The organism is Paenibacillus amylolyticus (assembly GCF_003719335.1).
GTDB lineage: Bacteria > Bacillota > Bacilli > Paenibacillales > Paenibacillaceae > Paenibacillus > Paenibacillus amylolyticus_D.
The window spans coordinates 175752-199342 of sequence record NZ_RIAS01000007.1 but is presented as its reverse complement, the minus strand read 5'-3'; the positions used below and the strand labels follow the sequence as shown (position 1 = coordinate 199342).

The window sequence follows — 23591 nt, the reverse complement described above, 5'->3', positions numbered from 1 at the left end:
TCATTTTTGCAAACAGAATATTCCTTGAATTACAACCTTCCATAATTCCGAAGCACCGATAACGTAAAAATCGTATTATACGCCTGCCAATGCTTCAAGCCATGCTCATCGCTCCAGCCACCGTCTTCACGTTGTGAGGACTCCAAGTCATTCAGAAATTTGTTTAATAATTCCTTGGGCATGGTAGCCTTCATTCTGTCTAATTCCTACCTTACTTACACCTTCGGTTTCAACTGTTTGATTACAGCCATAATCAATATGATCATGCCTACTCCAAAACCAGATATGGATAACGGAGCGAGTAAAAATCGCATCGCTTCCCCCTGCAGCACAAAGCTGGCAAGCATGACAACCATACAGATCACCGTGAATATCCCCACTGTCAATGTGCCCATAAAATCATGTAGCGAATGATTTTCCTCACGAGCAATCATAATTTTATTGTCCTTCAGAATAGGCAGTTCCAACAACTTCGGAATGTAGTCCGTAATCTGCTCTTTGACCTTTGTTAAACGCTCTTTGACAACTTGTCCTTTATCCATATGGGTTGCGTAAGATTGACTGGCTGCGGATAAAGAATACGTATCATCTACAGATGACAGCGTCCCATCCAACGTAATGATGGCTCTGAATGCCCCGGCAATCGTAGGTTTTAACGACATCCCCATCTCCGTGATCATGGACATCATTCGTTTCATCATGACACTTGTCGGGTCTGGTGAGAAAGACGCTTCGGACAAAAGTCGGCTCAGACGCTGTTCAATCAACTTTTCATCCAGCAAATGCCCATCCTCACAAACTCGTGTCAAACCATACGCCATCTCTTTCGTATCTCGATTGCTGTATCCCATCAGGAAGCTTAACATCCCGCCCCGTTCTTCATCCGTTAAGTAACCCACTGAACCGAAGTCGATCAGTGCAACCTCTCCATCAGCGGTCAGCATCAGATTTCCGGGGTGCGGGTCTGCATGAAAGATACCTATCACTAGAATCTGATCCAAAAACGCGTGCATCACCCTCTCCGAAACATCGCTTGTCACTGCTTTCGTGAAGCTGGTTCCTTCGATATATTCCATGGTTAAGATCTGTTTTGTCGAATACTCCGAATGGATCTCGGGGACACGGATACGAATGTTGTGTTCTTCGAATGCTTTGCGGATTAGATTCGTATTCAAGGCTTCAATATCAAAATCCGTTTCCTCGATCAAATTCTGTTTGAACCCTTCAGCAAGCTGAATTAATCCAAGTCTTTTGATTTTGACAGAGCGCTCGGATAGCCATGATACAAACTGGATTAAAATATCCAAATCGACCGTCATTTTCTGCTTTACATCAGGTCTTAAAATTTTGACAACAACCATCTCTCCCGTCGACTTCAGCTTCGCCAGATGAACTTGTCCAATCGAAGCCGCTGCTATGGGTTCCATGCCAAAGGATTCATACGTTTCATCCATATTGCCGATTTTGGTGTCGATAATCACTTTCAGCTCCTGTGGGCTTAGCGGTTTCACCTGATCATGTAAACTGGAGAAGGCTTGGATGTAGTTTGCAGGTAACATGTCCTTTTTGGTCGATAACACCTGGGCAAACTTCACGAATACACCACCCATGTTATCCAGTACCTCAGCAATAACATATGGCAGTTTGGCATGATCCTGCTGAATCAAATGAGCCAAACCTTTGCGTGAAATAATCCAGAACATATGCATCATCCGCCGCCAGGCACGAACTTTATTCAAGATATACAGGAGCGGATTGGTCGCCTGCAATATTTTAAAATTAAACAGGTTAAGAAGCATATAGGCATAGCACGCGGTGAATATAACAAGCAACGGATAATAGATAAACATGACTCTAAGAATCTCGGCATCTGGTGGTGTTGTCTTTTGATTAAAATATGTAAAAGAAAGGACGAGCGTTACGATCGATGTACTGAATAATACCGCCAAGCTCAGCTTCAACTGGTTGCTTTTGAACGTGCTGATATTCCCGATGATAAAGTAAACCAGAAACGCCGCCACCAAAATACTGCTCAGATAAAATTGCTCCAGCACCTGAAGTAACATACTCACCACAAGAGCACTGGCGAACGAGATCAGCACTTTATGTTTCCTGTTGAAGAACGACGTCAGCAACATGAATACAATGAAACACACGAGTAATGTAACAAAAAAGAACATCTTACATCCCACCTGTTATGTAATGGTAATGAATGAATAGTAAGTAATTTGAATTCAATGGAGAAGTACTCCACATGATTGCGGGTGCACGTCATTCTTGAAATGACTCCTTAACTCTTGCACAGCTTGTACACATCTAGCACGTCCTCCATCAATATAACACATCAAGCTTGACTTGGGACGGTGATAAAAGAAAGGACAACTATAGCTTATTTAGGATAGCATCCAGTATACATCTCTCCTCTCTTGCAAATATGCAATCCCCAATAAAGGTTGAATGTTTTATTTTGACAAACGAATTATGTTACAGTAAACTGTAAACAATACAGTTAACTGTAACACTAACAGTTTAATGTCATAGGAGGTGTGTCATGAATAGTTATACAGCTAAACAAGTCGCTGAAATTCTCCAGCAAGATGAGCCGCGTATAAATCTGCGAACCGTGAGGTACTACACCCAAATCGGAATGGTACCTCCGCTTGAATTAGTAGGGAACAAAAGAGTTTACACGGATAACCATCTTCATCATTTTCGCGCAATCGTCACCCTATCCAGAACGGGTGAGACTCTGGCCTCCATTCAGGAAACTTTAAAGCAACTTTCTATTGAAGACATCGAGAAAATTAGCCAGCAAATTACGTTATATGAACCAAGCCGCATTATTGAAAACGAAACACTCCGAATCACAGACGATGTTATTATCACGATCAGCCCTCGCATATCTGCGGAGGTCAAACAGAGAGTCATCGATTCTGTATCACAAGCGCTAAGGGGTGAAAATCTATAATGCTTGATATTCAATTCGCGAAGTCCAAGATGGAAAACGAAGAAGGCATGAATCATCTATGGATACAGGTCCATCCAGAAGATCCACTCCAAACGTCAGAAATCCAGATCCAGTTGCCAGAAGGAATGTATCGTTCCAAGAACCTGAGTGGTCTGGTTGAGAATGATCAAGGACACATTGTAGTGGATGCTCCTTACCAAGATGTGATCATAGAGATCTTTACGCAAGATGCGCTTGAATGTGGTGAACTGACCATCGTAGTAAGCTTGCTGACAGCAGAAACAACCGTACATTAAGAAATTTCGATCCAAGTCGTCCCTGAAGAAGAAATGGATACAGCCGAGATTAATGAGCACGTTGTTGAACGAGTCAAAGCCTTAAGCAATACCTCTCCTACCAATGATGATGACGAAGATAACAGTAATATTGTTTACATTCAGCCAAAGATATTGGAACAAAGGATTTCTCATCTCGAAAAGAATTATCGCATTGACTATGGATACTAAAGGGGTAATCACTATGAATCTGATTCCTTACGTTGTCGAACAATCCTCTCGCGGGGAACGCACCTACGACATTTACTCCAGGCTGCTGCAAGACCGAATCTTGTTTGTGTCCGGGGAGATTACAGACGCAGTAGCCAACACCGTAATCGCACAGCTTCTCTATTTGGATGCCATGGATTCAGAAAAGGACATTCATATGTACATTAATTCACCTGGCGGTTCCATTACAGCAGGTATGGGCATTTATGATGCCATGCATTTAGTTAAGGCCGATGTATCTACACTATGTGTTGGCATGGCTGCATCTATGGGTGCCTTTTTACTATCTAATGGTGCAAAAGGTAAACGATTCGCGCTTCCGAACAGCGAAATTATGATTCATCAACCGCTTGGCGGAGCACAAGGTCAAGCCTCAGATATTGCTATTAGCGCTAAACGCATTATTCGATTACGGGATAACATCAACAATATTCTATCTGGGCAAACAGGCCAGCCCTTGGAGAACATTGAACGAGATACCGACAGAGACAATTTTATGAATGCGCATGAAGCCAAAGATTACGGTTTGATTGACAGGGTACTCTATGTAGCACAATAAATGCCGAATGGGTGGATGGTGCTTCCCCTATGCTTCAATTACAGCCGTTGCCGAAGTTACAGACGATCAAGAAGATACATAAATTTACGATTACTAATCAAGAGCCGCGCCTTATTGGCGGTTCTTTTCTTTTGTTATTAACATAACAGGAGGATATGAAATGAAGGGGTTTAAACGTTATTTGCCGAATAATATACTGGTAGAAATGTAAGAGGAATTGGGCTTATTAACATACATAGAAAAAAGCTAAGGAGAACATATCATGAAGGATTTGAAATTTACGAAAAATTATAAAAACAATGACACACTTCGGAACAGTTTTTTTGAACTCGCTGCAAGTACATTTGATATCCATTTTGAAAATTGGTACCAACATGGTTGCTGGGGCGAAGGATACATTCCTTTCTCGTTTGTAGATGGAGATCAGGTCGTTGCCAACGCATCTGTCAATATCCTTGAGCTGATCATCCACGGAGAGAAGAAAAAAGCAATCCAAATTGGCACGGTGATGACACATCCCGACTACCGCGGGAAAGGACTATCTGCGCGTTTAATGAACAAAATTTTGGAGGAATACGAAAACAAGTACGATCTCATGTACCTTTTTGCCAATGAATCCGTTCTTGATTTCTATCCCAAGTTTGGGTTCAAAGCTGTAGAAGAACATTTATTTTCAATGGACTTTCATTTTACAGCTAACCCATTAGAATCTGCGAACCTGCGGAAACTAGATGTAACTGACGCAGAGGATTTACATCTTATTCAACAATTCGCATCGCAACGCTTGCCTGTTTCCAAGCGGTTTGCAACCGATCATACCCCTGGCATATTCATGTTTTATTGCTTGAATGTATTTAGTGATAATATTTATTATTTGGAAAACGAAAACGTCATTGTCATTTATCAGAAAGAAGACAACAATATCGACCTCTTCGATGTTGTCAGCTTAACTGAAATCAATATGAAAGATATTCTGAATAAGATTGCCGGTGCAGATACCGAGAAAGTGACGTTCCATTTTACACCGGATGAAAATAAAGATATGGAATTCATAAGTTCAATCAACAATGATGGCTTATTTGTAAAAAACCATGGTGATAACCTCTATCCTGTGCACGTTAAACATCCGATTACATCCATCGCTTAGTGGGCTATTTAATGATGCTTATCTTCATAATAACTATCCTCGTTCAAACTTAAAAATAGACCACAAAGGAGCAGGTTCCCCCTGCTCCTTCTCTATGTGAAACTTCGTTCTCATATTGAACGTAACACTTCAGAACGATAAACTATAGTGTGAGCCAGTTCAGTATGATCTTACAATCATCATTATGAAGGAGGAGGCATCCGTGGCATTTATTCCGTTAAACTGTCCCAATTGCAACGGAAGAATTGAATACAAGGAGGGGCAAGTTTTAAAGTGTCCGTATTGTGAAACAGAGCTTTTGTTGAAGCAAAATCATGTCTACTATGTAGACCAAACCATTAATCATTACCACGGAACGCCTCCTAAGGTAGCGCCGAAGCCAAACGTCTCCGTAAGGCTATTACTGATACTGATGTTCATCCTATCGGGTGCCATCGGTGCTTATTTTTACTACAGTACAAGTTCCACGCTTCAAAAAACAGAAGCCAATCTGCCTGTACGCAAGATGCCGGAAAGCGAGGTTCTGCTCTCCTTTTTGCGGGATATCTTTGATAAAGGGTCTGCCTTGCCGACAGAAGAGGAACTCGCTCGTGTGCGCTATTTGACCGTAGATTATCTGGATAGTGACCAATGGCAGTTTACCTATAGTTTCTCCGATCCCTTCAGCGATGAAAAGGCCGAGAAGATCACTTATGTTACTCAGGACAAGAAGCTGAATGCACAGAAGATCGATCAGCGAGATTTTGAAGCTTTTACGGGACTTACAGCGCTCGACCTGACGGGAACCTATGAAATTGCCCAGACGGATCAAACCACGTTTGCTCACATGTCTGGACTGAAAAGCTATGGTGGCGCTTTTAACGAATCCTTTAATTCGTTTTCCAGCTACTTTGGTGACAAGTCTAAAATTACGCACCTTTCTACCCAGCTTCGCAGCAACCAGGAATTAGCCTTACTGCTGGAATTTCCTAACCTGAACTCTTTATCGATTACCTATGTCGATGAGTCTATAACGGATTTTCACTTGTTAAACAAACTGCCGCTCAAATCCCTGTCGCTCACTTTTGTCAATGAATTGGGATGGTTATCGTCCATGACCGGGCTGACATCCTTATCCATCAACTACAGTGAAACCACAGACTTGCAGCCGTTATACGCCTTAACCCAGCTTCAAGAACTTCAGCTTTCGTATTTGAACAACGTAAAGTCCATCGACTTTGTGCAAAATATGCCTGCTCTACAGAAGCTAGACATCGAGAGTTTAAACTTTTCCAGTTTGGAACCGCTCGCCGGTAAAACCTCGATTACCAAACTGCGCCTTGCTTCCTTAAGCAAGCTTAGCTCGGTAAAGGCCATAAATAGCCTGTCCTCTTTGCGGGAATTGAGGTTATCTGGGTACTACGAGAATGCGGAAGCGCTGACCTTGCCTAATGCAGTACAAGTGGAAATTCCGGGTGCCTTTCTCCCCGAACTTAAGGCACCTACTGTTACCAGCCTGACGCTCCGTGGCGGAAGCGGGGAGTTAAATCTGGCTACACTAGGGAAATTCTCGAAGCTAGAACAGCTTTTTCTTTCGGAGATCAGTGATATCACTCGTCTAAACGCTCTGGATCGCTTACCTCGCTTACAGAAACTAAACATTGATGATTCATCATTGTACAGTGAAAGTGATGCCTTATTTCGTTTGAAGCAGGTGAAATCGCTGGTGTGCTCTGAATGCAGGCTGAATTTCGAACAAAAGGTAGGCGCGGAGAACAAAGTGCTTGAGCACCTAACCTTAGAGGAGCCTTATTTTAGCATAAACAATGCATCCGTCAGTGAAGTGGACCAGATGATGCCTTACTTTGCCAAGCTGTCCGCTCTGCGTTCCTTTACCCTACAAGACAGTAACCTAGCTTCGCTTGAATTTATGAGCAACTGGCGAGCCATTGAAGAACTCCATCTCGAAAACAATGCCATTTCCAATGCGGAGATCTTAAGCAAGCTGCCCAATCTGAAAAAAGTATATCTATCCGGCAATTCGGTTCAGAACAAGTCTGTGCTTGGAACGGACGTGAAGGTATATTAGCCAATTGTACGGATATCAATGGGAATTTTTAATCACAGGAGTTTAAGGAAAACTAAAGAGGGGCGAAAGCCTCTCTTAGTTTTTTTCTCCTAATATATCTTAATGATTTATCATTACAATAATACGAAAAGCCGACTGCACTGAATTTCAGGGCAATCGACTTTTGAGCTAACCTTTAAAATTTCTGTCAAACTATTTATTAGAGTTCAGTCCACTTGGCGTATATGGTACGTGTAAGGTTTCCGTTTATGACCAATTGCTCGAAATCATAAGGAACGGTCAAACCTGAATTTTTGTACCATCCTTCGAATAAAAATCCTGGCTTTGTCGGAGGTTCAGGGACTTTGACTAGATTTTGGCTACCGAGAATCTGAGTCTCTACTGCTGAACCACCATTAGTCTCGAAATTCACCGTGTAAATCTTACTCCACATTGCAATCAAATTGAAGTTCCCTGTCACCGGTGTTGCGAAATCGTAAGGGATTTTAGTTGTAAAATCCTTAGTCCATCCGTAGATTATATTTCCTGGATTGGATGGAAGTTCAGAAGCGTCAGGTGCATGAGCCACATCGCCCTCTACCACGATCTTCCGAACCGGTGGAGTTGAGTCAATACCTGCAACGAACCCTATTGTAAACAGAGCCTTCCATTTTGCATACAACGTGATGTTTGACGTCACAGGGGTTTCGAAACCATAGGCAGTGGTCAACCCTTCATCGCTGTACCATCCGCCAAACACATAACCTTCTCGCACAGGTTCGACAGGGGTCGCAACTAAACTTCCTTCGACCACCGTCTTTGGATCGACTACTGGCGCCCCACCCTTAAGGTCGAAGTTTACTGTGAATAAAGGTGTCCATTTCGCATACAACGTAACGTTTGTCGTCACCGGCGATGCAAAATTGTAGGCATCCGTTAAACCTTCATTGCTATACCATCCACCGAATGCGTAGCCTGTCTGCGTTGGGGAGGCAGGTGTTGTGGCTTTAGCATTGTATTCAATTGTCTGACTGTTTACTGTTGACCCGCCTTTACTGTCGAAGCTCACTGTGAACATAGGTGCCCACTTCGCGTACAGCGTAATATGATTCAGCACCGGGCTACTAAAGTTGTATGCGTTCTTCAAATCAGTGTCACTATACCAGCCTTTAAATACGTAACCCTCCCTCGTTGGCGTTGAAGGTGTTTTTGCTGATTGATTATAATACACGGACTGGCTGCTTACCTTAGTGCCGTTACTCATAAAGCTTACCTCATAGCTATTCGTTTGCCATGCCGTGTATAAATCATGATTTCGTGTGATCGGTGTTGTAAAATCAAATGGCTTGCTCCGTGTCTCTTTATCTCTCCAATACAGGAACGTATAGCCTTCTCTTGGTTTTGGTTCGAATGACTCTGCCACGCCACCTTCTTTCACCATCTGCTGTTGTAACAGTACTACACCCGTCTCGTAGAATCGCACTTGATACTCATATTTCTGAGCAATTGTCCATTTTGCATACAATGTGATATTGCCTTTTACAGTTTCGGTTGTGAAGTTATACCCTTTAGTCAGGCCTGTATCGCTAAACCAACCTGCGAACACATATCCCTCACGTGTTGGCGACTTAGGTGCCACAGGTTTAGTTCCTTCGTAAACCATCTGGTCAGAAGTCTCTGATCCGCCGTTACTGTCGAAGCTCATCGTAAAACTACGCATCCATTTCGCGTACAGCGTAATATTACTCGTCACTGGTGTTGCGAAATTGTAAGGCTTCGTCAACGCACTGTCACTGTACCAGCCTCCGAAGGTTTGATTATCTGGATTGGTTGGGGCTTGCGGTTCACTTGCCGTTGCGCCATAATCCAACATTTGATCAGGAACGTCCTCCTCTCCGCCATTACTATTGAAGCTGACGGTATATTGGTCGATGTCCCACTTCGCTGTATACTCGACATTCTGCGCAGGCATCGTTGCTTGTGGGGCGGGCGACCATCCTTTGAATTGATGGCCTTGCCAGATCGGATCACCAATATGAATTGAAGTCGTTGATCCATAGGGTACGTTGTCGACTACTTTTTTAGGTGTACTTTGATCTTTATAATCCATCGTTAGCTTATACATATTACGCTTGTAGTACACCCTTAGAACCGTTGTACCGTTGCCAGCAATGTTGGCTTCCAGCACAGTACCCGGGAACGTCGGGTCTACAGTGAATCCTTCGTAAGACTTGATTGATTCGACGGGAAGTACCGCCATTGTATCAGTTGTACCGTAATGCGTTTCCGTATCTGCAACGGTATACGTTGGTTGTCCAATATCTTGCTTCAGGTATACGACTTTGTAAGACATATCATCCTTGGCTGTCCATTTTGCCGTAAATGTCGTAGACTCTGTCGGCATCGTACTTGGCATATAAGGTGACCATCCTGCAAATTTATATCCCTGTCTTGATGGGACCGGAATTCGACTCACGATATTCGTATAGATCAAGTCGGTGATTTGCTTTTCTGAAGCACCCTCATAACCTAAGTTGAATGTCGCAGTCTTACTGATCGGTTTATAAAATACATTCAGAATCGTCGAACCGTCTCCCTTAATGGTACCTTGTGTCGTACCTTCCATATAACCACGATCTTTGTATCGGTCAGAGGTGATACGAACAAGTTCATTGGTTATGCCTGTCTGCATTTCCCAATCCGCAAGCGTAGGCGATTTACCAGCGTTTGGATCCATCAAATAATAATTAACTCTATATGGTGTATTCGTGTTCACAGTCCAATGCGCATACAGGTTAGATAAACCTGCAGGCATCCGCTTCGGAATGTCTACTTTGGTACCACCAATTCTAGCCGTATACCAGCCATCGAACGTATATCCCGGATATGCAGGGATTTTGTTTTTCACCGTAAGTACCGCATTAAAGGCGGCAGTTACGATCTCGGATGGTTCTCCATTCGATGGGTTGAATTCGATTGAAATGTCACCATCTTTATTCTTGATCCAGTTTAATGGAATGGTGCGCTTGATCGCATTAGGCTTGAATGATAGAGGTGCTGCCTTCCAAGTAATCACCAACATGCCTGTGCTCGACAGTTTCCTCCAGTCTTTCACACTAATCTGTTTCTTCTCCGGGTTATAGATGAAGTTATCGCCGCTTATTTGAATGTCGAAATGCGAAATATCAAATATTTCTTGGATGTCCATACCTGTTTTCAGATCGAAACCTTTCATCTTGAGCCATGACTCCGGCAAATCAATAATGCTGGCCCCGCCAGGCCCTCCCCTAAAGATCACACCAAGCTCATCATCCTGTGGATAGGCAAAGTCCTCAATGCTTTCTTGCATCCCCGCTGTATATAAAGGCCATGTATTCTCATACAGTGGAAGGCTATCTTCAAGCATCCCATCACCCAGTTGAGCACCTATTTCGACTTCTAAATAAATGCCAATCTCAATAAACAAGGCACCTAACGTTTTACTGCTCTGCACCCCGCTCACATTCTTCAACTGATAATAGAAGTAACCCCATAGATTGACGTATACTCCAGGTTCTACAGCTAACCCGATGCTATTCAAATCAACGCTGCCAATCCCTGCTTTGAGCTCCATATGAATACCGGCCCGCAAGCCTAGCGTGCCCATGACATAGAAGGTAAACTGGTAGTCGCCGTCGCCCGGCAAGCTTACCGTATTGCTCGTGCCGCTGAAACTTAATATGCGCAAAGTCACCAAGTAACGCTTGGCACTTTTATAATAGAAATCCGCTCCAATGGACAGATTCACTTGAGCGCTAACGACAAACTCCGCTTCAAATTTGACTTCGATGATTCCGTAAGCCACTCGCTTGCTTTTTTCAATGAGCGTCTTCTTAATCAGCGTTACCCATTCCGTTTCATCCTCCAGCATCTCTTGATACTGTTCCTTCAGCTTCTCCTCATCCATAGCATCTTTATCATCTACACCATTCATGATGGCTTTGATCTCGGTTGCGATATCCCGTACTTGACTCAACTTACCGGAAGTCTTGGCATCCAACCAATTGTCTAATGCCGCTTCCAGCTTATCAACTTCAACAAAACCCATCTCTGCGGTAATATTAATGCCGGTATAGCTATAGGCATCGAGATTCGCGGTAATCACATAATCATCAATGCTGTACCAGTAAGGAATCCCCCACGCTGTCAGCCAATGCCCCTGCATATCGCCGTTAATGCCAAGATCCAGCGCCATCTCTTGAACGAAAGCACCCGTCATATGGATGACGAGATCATTCTCTTCATTAGCATCTACGACGATATCAGCACTCACTTGCAAGGTTGCGCTCACCCCGGAGCTCCGGCCGCTAATATGTTTCAACTGTGTGCCCAGCGACGCGACAACGTTTAGATTCTCCACCCTCATCCGACTACTTTTGCCCGAGGAGGACTGAGCTTTAATCTTCTGAATGCCTCTCAGTTCTTTCGTTTCCATTGCTAAATTAGATAAATAATCCGCGGCTTGATCAACGAATCCACTGGCAATCGCTTGCTGTTCGATCTGCTTTTCAAGTTTCTCAATTTGTTTGTCCGATAACAGATCTTCGCCGTCAATGGCCTGCTTCTGATAGATATTGAAGGCATTCTGGATATCTTCTAGCGTGACATCCTCATACGTGATAATATCCATCTCTGCCACAGGTTTAATTGATGTAATGCGCCCATAATGAGTAACCCCGGAACCTTCTGCGGCGAATTCACCTCTATAAAATCCGATAAAATCGCCCACATCGACTGTGGTCAGCTCGTTCAATCCAAACGGTTTATACAGGCTGTCGCTATAATTTATAGCAATGTGCTCAATCGTGATAGAGTTGTTGTTCGGATTACCATCTGTGTCCGCCTCTATGCTAACTGGCAATACATCTGGTCTGAACACCACTTGATCGGCATTGGCTCGTCCGTAAGTATAGGTCGTTCCATTCACCGCTGTAATTTGAATATAGGCCACATCCCCATTATCTGCATCAGTCGTATCGACTGTACGCAAATCCGGTCGAAGCCCTTGGTAAATTGCAACGGTATTACCTACTTGAATTTTGGTACTGCCGTCATACTTAAACGTACCTCCGCTTGCACTCGCTTTCCCAAGCGAATTCCTGCTACCGCCTACTGTTGTAGTGATCACTGGAATTGCGGGTGAACCCACCTCCGCACCGTTCAGCATCATATCCGTGACCTCTTGGAAATCCAGATAGATCATATTCGCATTAAGCGGAACGTTCATGGCTTTTTGCTTGGCAACGCTAAACACATAAATGCTTGTGGTTTTATCTTGGTCCTGGAAGGACAGGTTCTCATCCGTCAACGTCAGCTGATACGTGTTACCTTCAACAAACTTGCCGTCTTCAGCAGCGGAAGCGACGGTGAAAAGACCATTCCCTCCCGTGACTTTAACTCCTGCAAAATCCGGATTCGCCGTGTCCACGAACGTCAATCCAGCTTGGACATCCGTTGCTGACAAACTGCCCGAAGCATCCTGTAGCGTGAGAGTGAAGTCTGGCTTGACATTCAAGACAGAGTAACTCGGTGTGCGCTGTACAGCATTTTCCACGCTATCTGTATATTTTGCATACAATTTGGTATCGGCAGTTACCGTGCTTCCTTCCGCAAAGATGGACGAAAGATCACTTTCGGTAAACCAGCCTTGGAAGATGTATCCGTCCTTGATCGGAACAGGCAGGTTAGTTAGCTTTTCGTTACTGCGGACCGTCTGCGCTTTAACTGCCGTACCTCCGTTGCTATCGAAAGTAAGTGTATATGTCTTATTATCGGTACCGCCGTTTCCTCCAGGCGTTTCACCACCATTGTTGCCTCCTGGTGTTCCACCGCCGTTATTATCTCCAGGAGTTCCTCCACCTCCTCCTCCATTACCGCCATTGTTCCCTCCAGGGCTTGGCGTTGGATTCGGACTTGGCGTCACCGTAGGTGTTGGTTGTGGAGTCGGTGTTACAGTCGGCGTTGGTGTCGGGGTGACCGTCGATGGATTCTGATTTTTCCACGCCTCCACAACCGCATTGTTCCGCATGAAAAGAACTGCCGCTTCCGCCCGAGACGCTTGCACGCGCGGGTTAAAGTTGCCTTTTTCGTCACCTGTGAACACGCCCGCTTGCCACAGCTTCACAACTGCTTCCGCTGCCCAAGGTGAAATGTTAGCGAGATCGGCAGGTTTTGTCGTGATTGGATTGCCTGTCTGATAAGGAATCTTTTCGTTTTCCAAATACCGCAGCGTCATTGTTGCCATTTGTTCTCGGGATACGGTGGCATCGGGCGAGTATTTACCTCCGCCCGTACCATCGGTAATCCCTTTCTGCACTGCCCATTCAATATATGGCGCATACCAACTACCCACCTGAACATCGGCAAAGCTCGAAGTAGAATACGCCCCTCTCTCTACCCCAGCCATCCGTCCAAGTGCTGTAACGTACATGGCACGTGTCATTGTGCCTTTAGGCGAGAAGGTGCTGGCGGTTGTACCGCTAAATATGCCCTTCTCCTGTACCTGGATGATTGCATCGTAGAACCAGTCTGTTGGGCTCACATCCTGGAATCCACTGGTTTTAGTTATGGGTGTCTGCTGCATCGGCAGCTCAGCTGCTGCTGCCGACTGCGCCGGCAATACAGGAAACGCAGTCATGACCAAACTAATGACCAGCAACCACACTAGCATCCACCAGCTTAACTTCCACCCCTGTTTTTTTACTTTCTTCACTTTCATTCATCCCTTCTATGTATAGATCAAACTAAAAACACATCAAATAACATTAAAACGAAGCCCATCCTTGAAATAGAGTAGTGGATCGCAGGCGAAGCGACATGAGCAACTATAATGTTTCGGAAGAAAACTAGCTTCGCAGGCCTCCACTTCTTTCATTTGAATCCTCTAAGAGTCCCTCCATCGCAAACTTGCAATATTCTACCGCTGTCTAACCGCTCTTTGACCAAGCAGCCCAAAATGTCAAATCGAAGTGCAAACCAGTGACCCAGATGCGGGCCACTGATTTCCTGCGATCCACATGTGCTTGGATGCGGGGATCAAGCGGGGATAACTTGTACATAACATGGCATTGTCCAAGCTGGGGCTTTCATCACGTTCGGGGTATCAGTATCCATTCGAGTACCCGTGCTGAGGGGCTTTCGGTTACTTGAAGATACGGGCATCCCTCTAGCTCCACTTGAAACCACAGGAACGGCGGGAGTCCTTGCATATTGCGGGTGGAGTGCTTCCAAGCGAGTCAGCATGGCTTCCCTGAAGCTACTAACTCTATGGATTGAAGTTGTTAAGTTACCTTTCTTATCCGTCGAATGGTAACCCCGACACTGGCGAATCATGTCGTTTTTTCTTCCGTATTTTAGCATGCGAAATGGGAGCTTTTGTGGATTGTAAAGAAAACTTTAAGTTCGACAGGGATTAACGAAGCGTATAAAATAACCGGATTTATGGATAGTTATATCGTGGGGGGAGCTCCAGTTAGGATGGATAAACTGCTTTTAAAATGGGGGAAGTATATGAAAATAAAAAAAATAGCGGCTTAAGGGAGGTAAGTCCCTAAGCCGCTATTTTTTAGTGATTTCTGTATTCAGGTTTCAATTTCACCGTGATAATTCGTTCAGAGTTGTTTTTTTTTTGCGTGCTATTCAGATTTTAAAGTGTTTTCTCGCTTTATTGATTCTTGAGTCAATTTCAATGGGCTAACTTGCCTTTTCGATTTACAATAGATTCAAACAGGAATTCTCTTTTATAAAAAAACTTAATTGTAATTCGAATGTGTAGATCATTTCTCTTGCAACAATATAACTGTAATTATTGACGGCTTGCTCAGACTCAAAATTGCAAATCAATTTATGAATATCCTCGTTATTTATCTACAGCGAGCTACTTCAGGCTAACTCATCCTTCGCCAGCAACCGGCTGTTTTTACTACTTAAAATAGCAACAAACTTCTCGAATGTACTGTGTTCTTCAATGTTCAATCCATCCAACATATATCCCAGTTCCTCTAATTCGGCTTCCAGCTTTATTGCCAATAGAGAATGACCACCTAATTCAAAAAAGTCATCCGTAAGTTTAATGCAATTTGTCTCAAAAAGGAGCCCCCAAACCTGTGCGACCTCCCTTTCTAGATCAGAGTAGGTCCCGTCCATTCGGCCTTCTAACCTTACCTCAATGGCATTGTTCTGGGTCTGAGGCTTCATCTCATCTATAAAACGAGGATTTAGACTTCCGATGCCCACTGTTGTAAAATCAGCCCCCAGCACGCTCTCAAAAAGGCTAATCGCAGTCTTCGTATTGATATCATTGAAAATATTGCTTTCACTAAACCCGTACTTAACGGCCATGCCCGTTTCCTTCCATGCCGGCCAATTCAGTGTTAACGTATTCTTCTCTAGCCTCTTGCGATAATATGCATATGCATCCATATAACTGTTGGCTGCAGTGTAATCACCCTGACCCCCATGACCGTGGTAAGTCATCGCTGAAGAAAACATAATGAAGAAATCAAGCGGGTCTTTCGCTGTCAATTGGTCAAGCAGCCATGTCCCTTGAATTTTGGGAAGTAACACTTCATTGAAAGCATCCTTGCTTTTGCGAATGATCAAGCCCTGGCTCGCCACACCTGCCGCATGGATAATCCCATTTATTCTGCCATACGTGCTCCTTAATTCCGCCAAGGCTATGCTTAGACCATCCGCATCGGAGATGTCCGCTTGAAGAATATGCACATGTCCACCTATTTTTTCAATCTCCTGCAGCATGATTAACTTTGAAATGATAGGATCTTCTTCATTCTCTTCAATGATATCTCTCCACAAATTTTTCTCGGGAAAAGGCTTCCGGCTCAACAGGGCGATATTGACCTTGGCCTTCGAGGCGAAGTATTTGGCAAACTCCAATCCCAATCCACCTGTTCCACCGGTTATTACATAAACGCCGTCTTCTTTGAGACTAATCGATACTTCTTTCGGTTCAGGGAGCGGCACTTGGTCGTAGGTACCCTTATATCGCACTCCCTCGCGATATGCAATAATTTCAGACTCCTGAACCAGAATTTCGTCATGGAGTTGTTCCACAGTGAATGTGTCATCGATATCGAGCGTACGGCACGTTACTTCCGGATATTCTTTAACAACGACTTTACCTAAACCGCTTAGTGCAGCATGAGTAGGTTTTAGCAGGGTCTCCCGGCCTGTTACTTGATTCACATGGTCCGTCACAAGCATGAGATCGATCGGGAGACGACCCCGGATCGCTTTCATCGCTCTCACAATATGAAATAAGCTGTTTACTCCCCTTGCAAGCTTCGCGTTTAATTGCCCTACGTCCGATGGATTACCCGCACCGTCCATACTGCATAGGTGAATAATCCGATTCACAACCGGCAGTTCGGCGAATAACCGTTCATAGTCTTCTTGGGAACCCGAGATCGCATACTGGTCTTCTTCCATACGTCGGTAAGCCGAATCCAATCTGACCGCGACTGTCTGTTTACCCTCTTTTCTAAGGTGCTCCACGATTTGTTTCGAGAGATCTGTTTCGCCTTGAATGACCAACGTTACTCTATCTGCCTCGTTGCTGTTCATGCCTTTGCTTGCTACTGATGGAATCCACTTCATTTCAAATGCACACTCGTTAGGGACAGTGGGTTCAGCCATCACCATTTCGGGTCGATGATTTGTCGTAAATACCTCAGCCCAATACCGTTTTCGGTTGAAAGCGTACACAGGAATACTTACCCGTCTTCGTTGCTTATCAGAATATAAAGAAGCCCAATCTACCTGCGCGCCCCGCACGTACAATTGGCATAATTCGCTTATATCCTTTAACGGTTCGCTCCGCTGCCCTGGCTGTCTTAGCAAAGCTATTCTATGATCAGTCTCTTGTTTAAGATTCATTCCATCACTCGGTTCGGTCACTCCATAATAGATCCCCCGCTCAGCATCCCCCTTCAAACCAAATCGTCCAATTTCTATTATTTTCCTTGAAAAATCTTCTTCACTTTCAACACTGAATGCTAATCTATGCGAATAATGCCCTCTTCCCACATTCGCTGTATAGCATAAATCTTGAATCGAACAAGCGATTCCCCGTTGAACCATTCCGACGTATCTATCTACTAGCTCCCTTAGAGAAGACTCGTTCTGGGTGGACAATGTGAATATTTCCGGTTGCCATTGCTCGACAGCGGTTTGCTGCAGTTCAGGAGCCTCCTCTAGAACGATATGACAGTTGGTACCGCTAAATCCAAATGAACTGATTCCTGCCCTTCTAGGCTTACCGTCACTCTCCCATGGCATGAGCTTGTCATTCACATATAGCGGAGAGTCCGTAAAATGGATGTATGGATTGGGCTGATCGAAATTGATGGATGCAGGGATGTTCTTATGACGCAGTGCTTGCACGACCTTTGTAACCCCGGCTAGACCTGAAGCTGCAACCGTGTGTCCGATATTAGACTTTACTGAACCGATCGCACAAAATTGTTTCTTATCTGTAAATCTCTTCATGGCGTTGAAGATTGCTTTAGTCTCAATAGGATCTCCTATTAATGTTCCCGTGCCATGGGCTTCAATATAGGAGATCGTTTCCGGGTTGATCTTTGCATTTTTCCAAGCAGAGATCAGCAGTTCTTCTTGTGCTTCCGGGCTCGGTGCAGTTATTCCATTCGATGCTCCATCATTGTTGGACACGCTAGTGAGAATGACGGCTTGAATATTATCCCTGTCAGCCAATGCCTTTCGTAACGGCTTTAACACCACAGCCCCTACCCCTTCGCTGAGTACGGTGCCTGTAGCTTTTTTGTCAAAGGTCCTGACGATGCTGTCTTGTGACGTAATCATGCTGAACATACCATCGCCCTTTACCGGAAAATAGATGAGATTGACGCCACCTGCGATAGCGGTGTCGCATCTTCTGTCTCTTAAGGCGCTGCAAGCTTCATGAATGGCGACCAAGCCAGACGAACAAGCGGTATCGACGACAACCGAAGGGCCTTTCAAGTTAAAAACGTAAGAGATCCTACTGGATAAAATGCCGGTATAGGACCCCGTAAGGTGCAATAAATCCGGTTCAGCCATTAACTTATAGAAAGGGATATCTGTATGGTCACGCCCGATAAATACTCCCGTATTGGATCCATGTAGACTCTCTCCCCCATAACCCGCATCCTCAAGCGCTTCATATGTGGATTCCAGCAATAGTCGTTGGTGAGGCTCCATACAGCGTGCTTCCTTGGCTGAAATAGAGAAAAACTCTGCATCGAACAGGTCGATTCTGTCCAAAAATCCTCCAGGCCCATATGCATCATTTACATTCATTCCTTCAGTAAGAACCGCTTTATACAGGGCTAAGCTCAATACATTGTTTTGGAGTACATTGTTGATGTCCTCCCGTCTATGGGCGGGGAAGGAGGACACGCAGTCCTCCCCATTTGTCAACTTCCCCCAAAAACTTTCGATATTTTCGCTCCTCGGAAACCTGCCTGACATACCGATAATCGCGATGTGTTCCTCCCCTGCATCAGACAATATCTGCAACTCCTCCAACATCTGCTTTGCAAGGTCGGGGGATAGATTTCGGTTTGCAACTTGTTCATAAATATACCTCTGCGTATTTCGCATCTGGCTGCTCCTCTCAGTGAGTCTCTACTTCTTGTCTCCAACGATGGCTTCCATCTCATCGATGCTGATCTCTCCAGACGCTAGCCGCTGCAATGCCCATTCCAGCAGATCTTCGCGGACGGGCGCTTCTACCGGCTTCGAGCCTTCCATATTTGCTCGAATGCATGCACCAAGCTCGGCTGGTGTCGTATACGTAAATATGTCAGCGATATCGATCTTGCCCTCGTACTTTTCGTCCAAAGCCCTATAGAGATGGGTTGCTACAATTGAATCTCCTCCAAGAGCAAAGAAACTATCGTAAACATCCACCGACTCCAGACCTAATACTTCTGCGAACGTTTCCACAATGGTTTGTTCGATTCTTTCAATATCGTCTTGCGGATGATTAACGCGATCCGCTTCCTTGGCTGCTGGCTGCCCAGCCGTTTGCCCGGCGGCCATCGTATTTATGGCCAGCATCTGGAATGCTTCCTGATTGATCCTACCTGGCATAACGTTCGTATAATTGGTTCCAATAATCACGTCCAGGTATTCCAAAGCTTCCTCTGTCGTCAGCGCATCCATGATTCCGTCTATATTGGACACAGCTCCTTTATCAACCGCCATGCCAATTTCTTTCCACGCAGGCCATTGGATGGCCACTGCTTTCATGCCTTTTCGAGCAAATCGGTACGCTGCCGCATCCATATAAGCATTAGCAGCTGCATAATCGCTTTGACCAAACCCGCCGATTAATGCATTAATCGAAGAGTACCCAATCACAAATTCCGTTTCGCTTGCATCTATTAATTGTTCCAGTACCCATGTTCCGTGCACCTTCGCTCGAATGACTTCCTTAAATTGGCCGAAGTCCTTCGTAAGAAGTAATCCATCTCCGGCTACGCCAGCACTATGGACTACGCCACGAATGCAACCGTATTTTTCCCTTAGACGAATCATCGTACGTTCCATACTAACTATATCGGCCACATCCGCCTCAAGTACCTCGACTTTTGCGCCCATGCGCTCCAATTTCAGCACTTGCTCAATACGATCTCGAGTCTTATCGCCGAGACCTTTATCACGCAGAATATGCTCCCACTCAGATCGTTGCGGCAAGCCTGACCTGGCAATCAGTGCAATCGCGATGTCGGGTTTACGACGCACGAAATGTTCTGCAAGCTTCAATCCCAACGATCCAAGCCCGCCCGTGATAAGATAGGCGCCGTCTTGCTGTAACTCATACGGCTGGCTTACTATCCCGTTTACCGGAACCTGCGTTGCCGTAACTTTATATCTGCGTCCTTGCCGATAGGCAATTTGATATTCCGTTTCGGCGCTCATCATTTCGGCTAGAACAAACTCGAACGCGGATTCCTCATCCATGTCGACGCCCCGGAAGGTCAAGTTGGGATATTCCTGTGCGATGACCTTTCCCATGGCCAATAGGGCTGCATGGTTAGGATGGATGCATGGCTCTTCCCCGGTGACCTCGTTGGCATACTGCGTTACTACGAAGAGCTCCGTTGGCCCTTTAAGTCTGTTTTCTAATATTCCTTTTGTAATATGGAATAAATGGTAAACCCCGAAATCTAATTGATCCTCAAGTTGCCCGACATCAGCCGCGTCATTCGTTAACCCTAAGGAAGCTAGATGAATAATCCGGTTAACCCGCTGACCGTGTAGTTGCTTGAAGACCATGCTGCAGTCGCGATCGCCGACGATCTCTCTAAACACACCGCCAGATGCAATTAACCGATCTGCCAGTTCGCGTTCGCGTGCTCCCTCCCCGCGAATGATGACAGATAATCCCGTAGTCGATCCAGCAGGCGTATCTTGCAAAAGCGCCGGTTGCCATCCGAGAACGGTGAGCATCTTCGTGTTTTTCCTGTCGGCACGGCCTTCTGCCAAATGGACTTTGCGGATCGAATATTGTTCAATCTCAAAGATCACTTGACCAGATTGATCCATCAACGTGATATCGAAAGAAATCGTGTCTTGCACGGATTTACTGTCTATGATTCGAATATGGCTATAGACAAGCCCCGGCAGTTTCGGCCCCATAAAGGTCATCCGCTTATATGAGAAGGGAAGATGAAGGCCGTCGAAATGATCAATAACTGCATTTACTGCGCAATCAAGCAGAGAGGGGTGCATATGATATAATGCCAGATCCTCTTTGAAATGGTCAGGCAACTCGAGTTTTGCTATCACTTCCTGCTCCGTGAGCGCAATTTCGCGTAAACAGAACCATCTTGGACCGCGCTCGATCTGGCTCTGCCCTTGATCATCGCCAACGATCTCCATCGGTGCCCCGAATTTCTCAATCATTGTGAAGATGTCCCGTCGCTCAGGTTTATGAATGGAAGCACTCACTTTACCTTGCGCATAGAGGATGCTAGGATGATCACCGGGATCGGAAACTACAAACTCGAACCCGTTCTTATTCTTGTTCATCGTTATTTTGACAGTAGCTGATTCTCCAGGCTCCAAAGCGACAGGTTGCATGAAGATAACATCTCTGAAATCGATTGCGCCTTCTAGGCCGCACTTTCGCGACGCCTCGGTGACAATTTCGAGATATGCCGTGCCCGGGAGCACGAACCTCCCGTTGATTTTGTGCTCGTTCAATACCCACTCTTTCTCTGGGAACAGTTCCGCGAAGCATACAACCCCTCCGTCTTCCCTCGCTTCCGAGCGGCTGATGATCGGATGAGTTCTGTGATTCGTAGATGCGTCTTCATGATCGCTGAGCCAGCATCTTCGATTCCTAAAAGGATAATAAGGCAAACTCACTTTACGTGTCTTGACACCGCGGTAGAGCTTTTCCCAGTCAACGGATGCCCCCTCGACATACAAACTGCACAACTGGTTCAAGGCATGCTTATTCTTGGTCAATCCGCTATTCGATAGATCATCCAATAATTCGTCGGCTTGGCGTGTGAATTCATCAGCTTGTGATTGCGTAATCTCAGAGGGTTTGATCACGCGATTACCTAAACTGTCTGGGATAACTTTATGCTCGCCCTCAAAATACAATTTTCGGAAGGAGGCTGATTCAGCATCCCTCGAAAGAAGCTCTAGCTGTTGAAGAAGTTCCGATTTGGCTTCGAAAGGAATCGCAACGCGGTTCGTATGATGCCCTCTTCCCGTATTAAGCGTGTAACACATGTCGGAGAGCGAAGCATCCGCGTTTCGTTCAATCCATGCCTTGTATCGCTCCGCCAATTGAATGATACTACTGCGATTAAGGGCGGATAACGTCAATATTTGGGGCATTACCACCTCTTGCCTGTCATCTGTCCTCACGGGAGCCTCTTCCAGAACGATGTGGCAATTGGTTCCGCTTAATCCGAAAGCGCTTACGCCACATCGAAGCGGTCCATCCGACTTCCAATCCCGAAGCTGATCGTTGACGTATACAGGGGAATCTTCAAAAGCGATGCCCCGATTCGGCTTCTGAAAATGCAATGTGGGGACGATTTTCCTATGTTTCAGACTCAATACGCATTTCATGAACCCCGCGATGCCCGCTGCATTGTCTAAATGCCCAATATTGCTCTTAAGCGAACCGATCGCGCAGAATTGCTTGGACTTGGTGAACGCTTGAAAGGCCTGCGTGATTGCACGAATCTCGATCGGATCGCCCAATCTCGTACCTGTCCCGTGTGCTTCGATGTACGTTATCGTTTCCGGAGTAACGTCTGCATCTCTCCACGCCCTAGTAATTACCTCCTGTTGGGCGTTAGGATTAGGCGCTGTGATGCCGACGGAGCTCCCGTCCTGATTAACCGCACTGCCTTTAATGACAGCATAGATGTGGTCTCCGTCATGCACCGCTTGTTGGAGAGGCTTCAGAATCACAGCCGCGGCACCTTCCCCGAAGCCCGTTCCGTCCGATGAATCGTCGAATGTTCGGGCGATGCCGTCGGAAGACGCAATCCCGATCTGGTCCTCATCCTTCTCGTTACTTAACGGAAGAAGGTTAAGCTTGATGCCTCCAGCCAGTGCAATTTCGCAATCGCCTGCCCTAAGCGCTTGACATGCCAAATGAATTGCGACAAGCGAAGACGAGCAGGCCGTGTCTACGACCATGCTCGCCCCCCGCAAATTAAGAAAATAAGAAATCCGGCTGGCAATAATCGATTTAATGTTACCAGGTGTCGACAACCCGGCAAGAGAAGGTGCTACTTCCTTCACATATTGTTTATACTCTTGCACGAAGTCGCTGCTGTACCCGACATAAACCCCTGCATTGCTACCTGATAGTTTATTCCCTCCATATCCCGCATCTTCGAAGGCTTCGTAAGCAGTTTCTAGAAAGATCCTTTGATTCGGATCCATGACACTGCTTTCCTTAGGCGATAAGGAGAAAAACTCGCAATCGAATGTGTCCACTCTGTCCAAAAAGGAACCGTTCGCATAGTCATTTCCATCCTCCGTCATGCCTAAGCGCGATAATAGCGGGTCAGTATCGTTCCTTCTAGTCTGTAAAAAAGGTCTAGTGCAATCTACACCAGCCTGTAAATTATTCCAAAATGCATGAACGTCCCGGGCATCCGGGAACCTTCCCGCAATCCCGATTACCGCTATATCCTTCGTCTCAATAGCCGTCTCCTCAACACGAAGATTTTCAGGCTTCTCCAATAGATTCTTATCACCCATGCGAAATAAATCGTTTCTCAAGC

General features: G+C 45.4%; 10 protein-coding genes. 5 read left to right on the top strand and 5 right to left on the bottom strand.

Translation table 11 applies throughout. From position 1 onward, the window contains the following. Nucleotides 1-29: 29 nt before the first annotated feature. Both EC604_RS29930 and EC604_RS14720 read right to left on the bottom strand, forming a co-directional pair. Nucleotides 30-194 carry a hypothetical protein gene (locus tag EC604_RS29930; protein ID WP_161556945.1) on the bottom strand — a complete coding sequence of 55 codons (165 nt, stop codon included), beginning with the start codon at nucleotides 192-194 and terminating at the stop codon, nucleotides 30-32. 21 nt (nucleotides 195-215) lie between these two features. Further along, nucleotides 216-2180 carry an ABC1 kinase family protein gene (locus EC604_RS14720; protein WP_123064877.1) on the bottom strand — a complete coding sequence of 655 codons (1965 nt, stop codon included), beginning with the start codon at nucleotides 2178-2180 and terminating at the stop codon, nucleotides 216-218. A 371-nt stretch (nucleotides 2181-2551) separates the two neighbouring features. Here EC604_RS14720 and EC604_RS14715 point away from each other — a divergent pair, with 371 nt between their 5' ends. The 5 genes from EC604_RS14715 to EC604_RS14695 all read left to right on the top strand — a co-directional run bounded on the left by EC604_RS14715 (nucleotide 2552) and on the right by EC604_RS14695 (nucleotide 7287). After that, nucleotides 2552-2968 (top strand): MerR family transcriptional regulator, encoded by a 417-nt coding sequence (locus EC604_RS14715; protein WP_123064876.1) that lies wholly within the window; start codon nucleotides 2552-2554, stop codon nucleotides 2966-2968. Next, a complete protein-coding gene (locus tag EC604_RS14710) occupies nucleotides 2968-3264 on the top strand; it encodes a hypothetical protein (protein ID WP_123064875.1) in 297 nt (98 codons plus the stop codon). Before EC604_RS14715 ends, EC604_RS14710 begins: the two co-directional genes overlap by 1 nt. 223 nt (nucleotides 3265-3487) lie before the next feature. Beyond that, the gene (gene clpP / locus EC604_RS14705) at nucleotides 3488-4072 is read left to right on the top strand and encodes an ATP-dependent Clp endopeptidase proteolytic subunit ClpP (RefSeq protein WP_123064874.1); all 585 of its coding nucleotides are present in this window, start codon (nucleotides 3488-3490) and stop codon (nucleotides 4070-4072) included. Nucleotides 4073-4334: 262 nt separating this feature from the next. Beyond that, nucleotides 4335-5219, top strand: a complete 885-nt coding sequence (locus EC604_RS14700; RefSeq protein WP_123064873.1) for a GNAT family N-acetyltransferase — start codon at nucleotides 4335-4337, stop codon at nucleotides 5217-5219. 202 nt (nucleotides 5220-5421) lie between these two features. Beyond that, entirely contained in the window at nucleotides 5422-7287 is a 1866-nt protein-coding gene (locus tag EC604_RS14695) for a leucine-rich repeat domain-containing protein (RefSeq protein WP_123064872.1), read from the top strand. Nucleotides 7288-7486: 199 nt separating this feature from the next. Here EC604_RS14695 and EC604_RS14690 read toward each other — a convergent pair whose 3' ends face one another. From EC604_RS14690 to EC604_RS14680, 3 genes are all read right to left on the bottom strand, one after another. Next, the gene (locus EC604_RS14690; protein WP_161556944.1) at nucleotides 7487-14017 is read right to left on the bottom strand and encodes an InlB B-repeat-containing protein; all 6531 of its coding nucleotides are present in this window, start codon (nucleotides 14015-14017) and stop codon (nucleotides 7487-7489) included. A gap of 1169 nt (nucleotides 14018-15186) precedes the next feature. After that, complete coding sequence (locus tag EC604_RS14685; protein WP_123064870.1) at nucleotides 15187-18924, bottom strand: type I polyketide synthase; 3738 nt, start codon at nucleotides 18922-18924, stop codon at nucleotides 15187-15189. A gap of 24 nt (nucleotides 18925-18948) precedes the next feature. Next, the gene (locus tag EC604_RS14680; protein ID WP_123064869.1) at nucleotides 18949-23589 is read right to left on the bottom strand and encodes an SDR family NAD(P)-dependent oxidoreductase; all 4641 of its coding nucleotides are present in this window, start codon (nucleotides 23587-23589) and stop codon (nucleotides 18949-18951) included. Nucleotides 23590-23591: the final 2 nt, after the last annotated feature.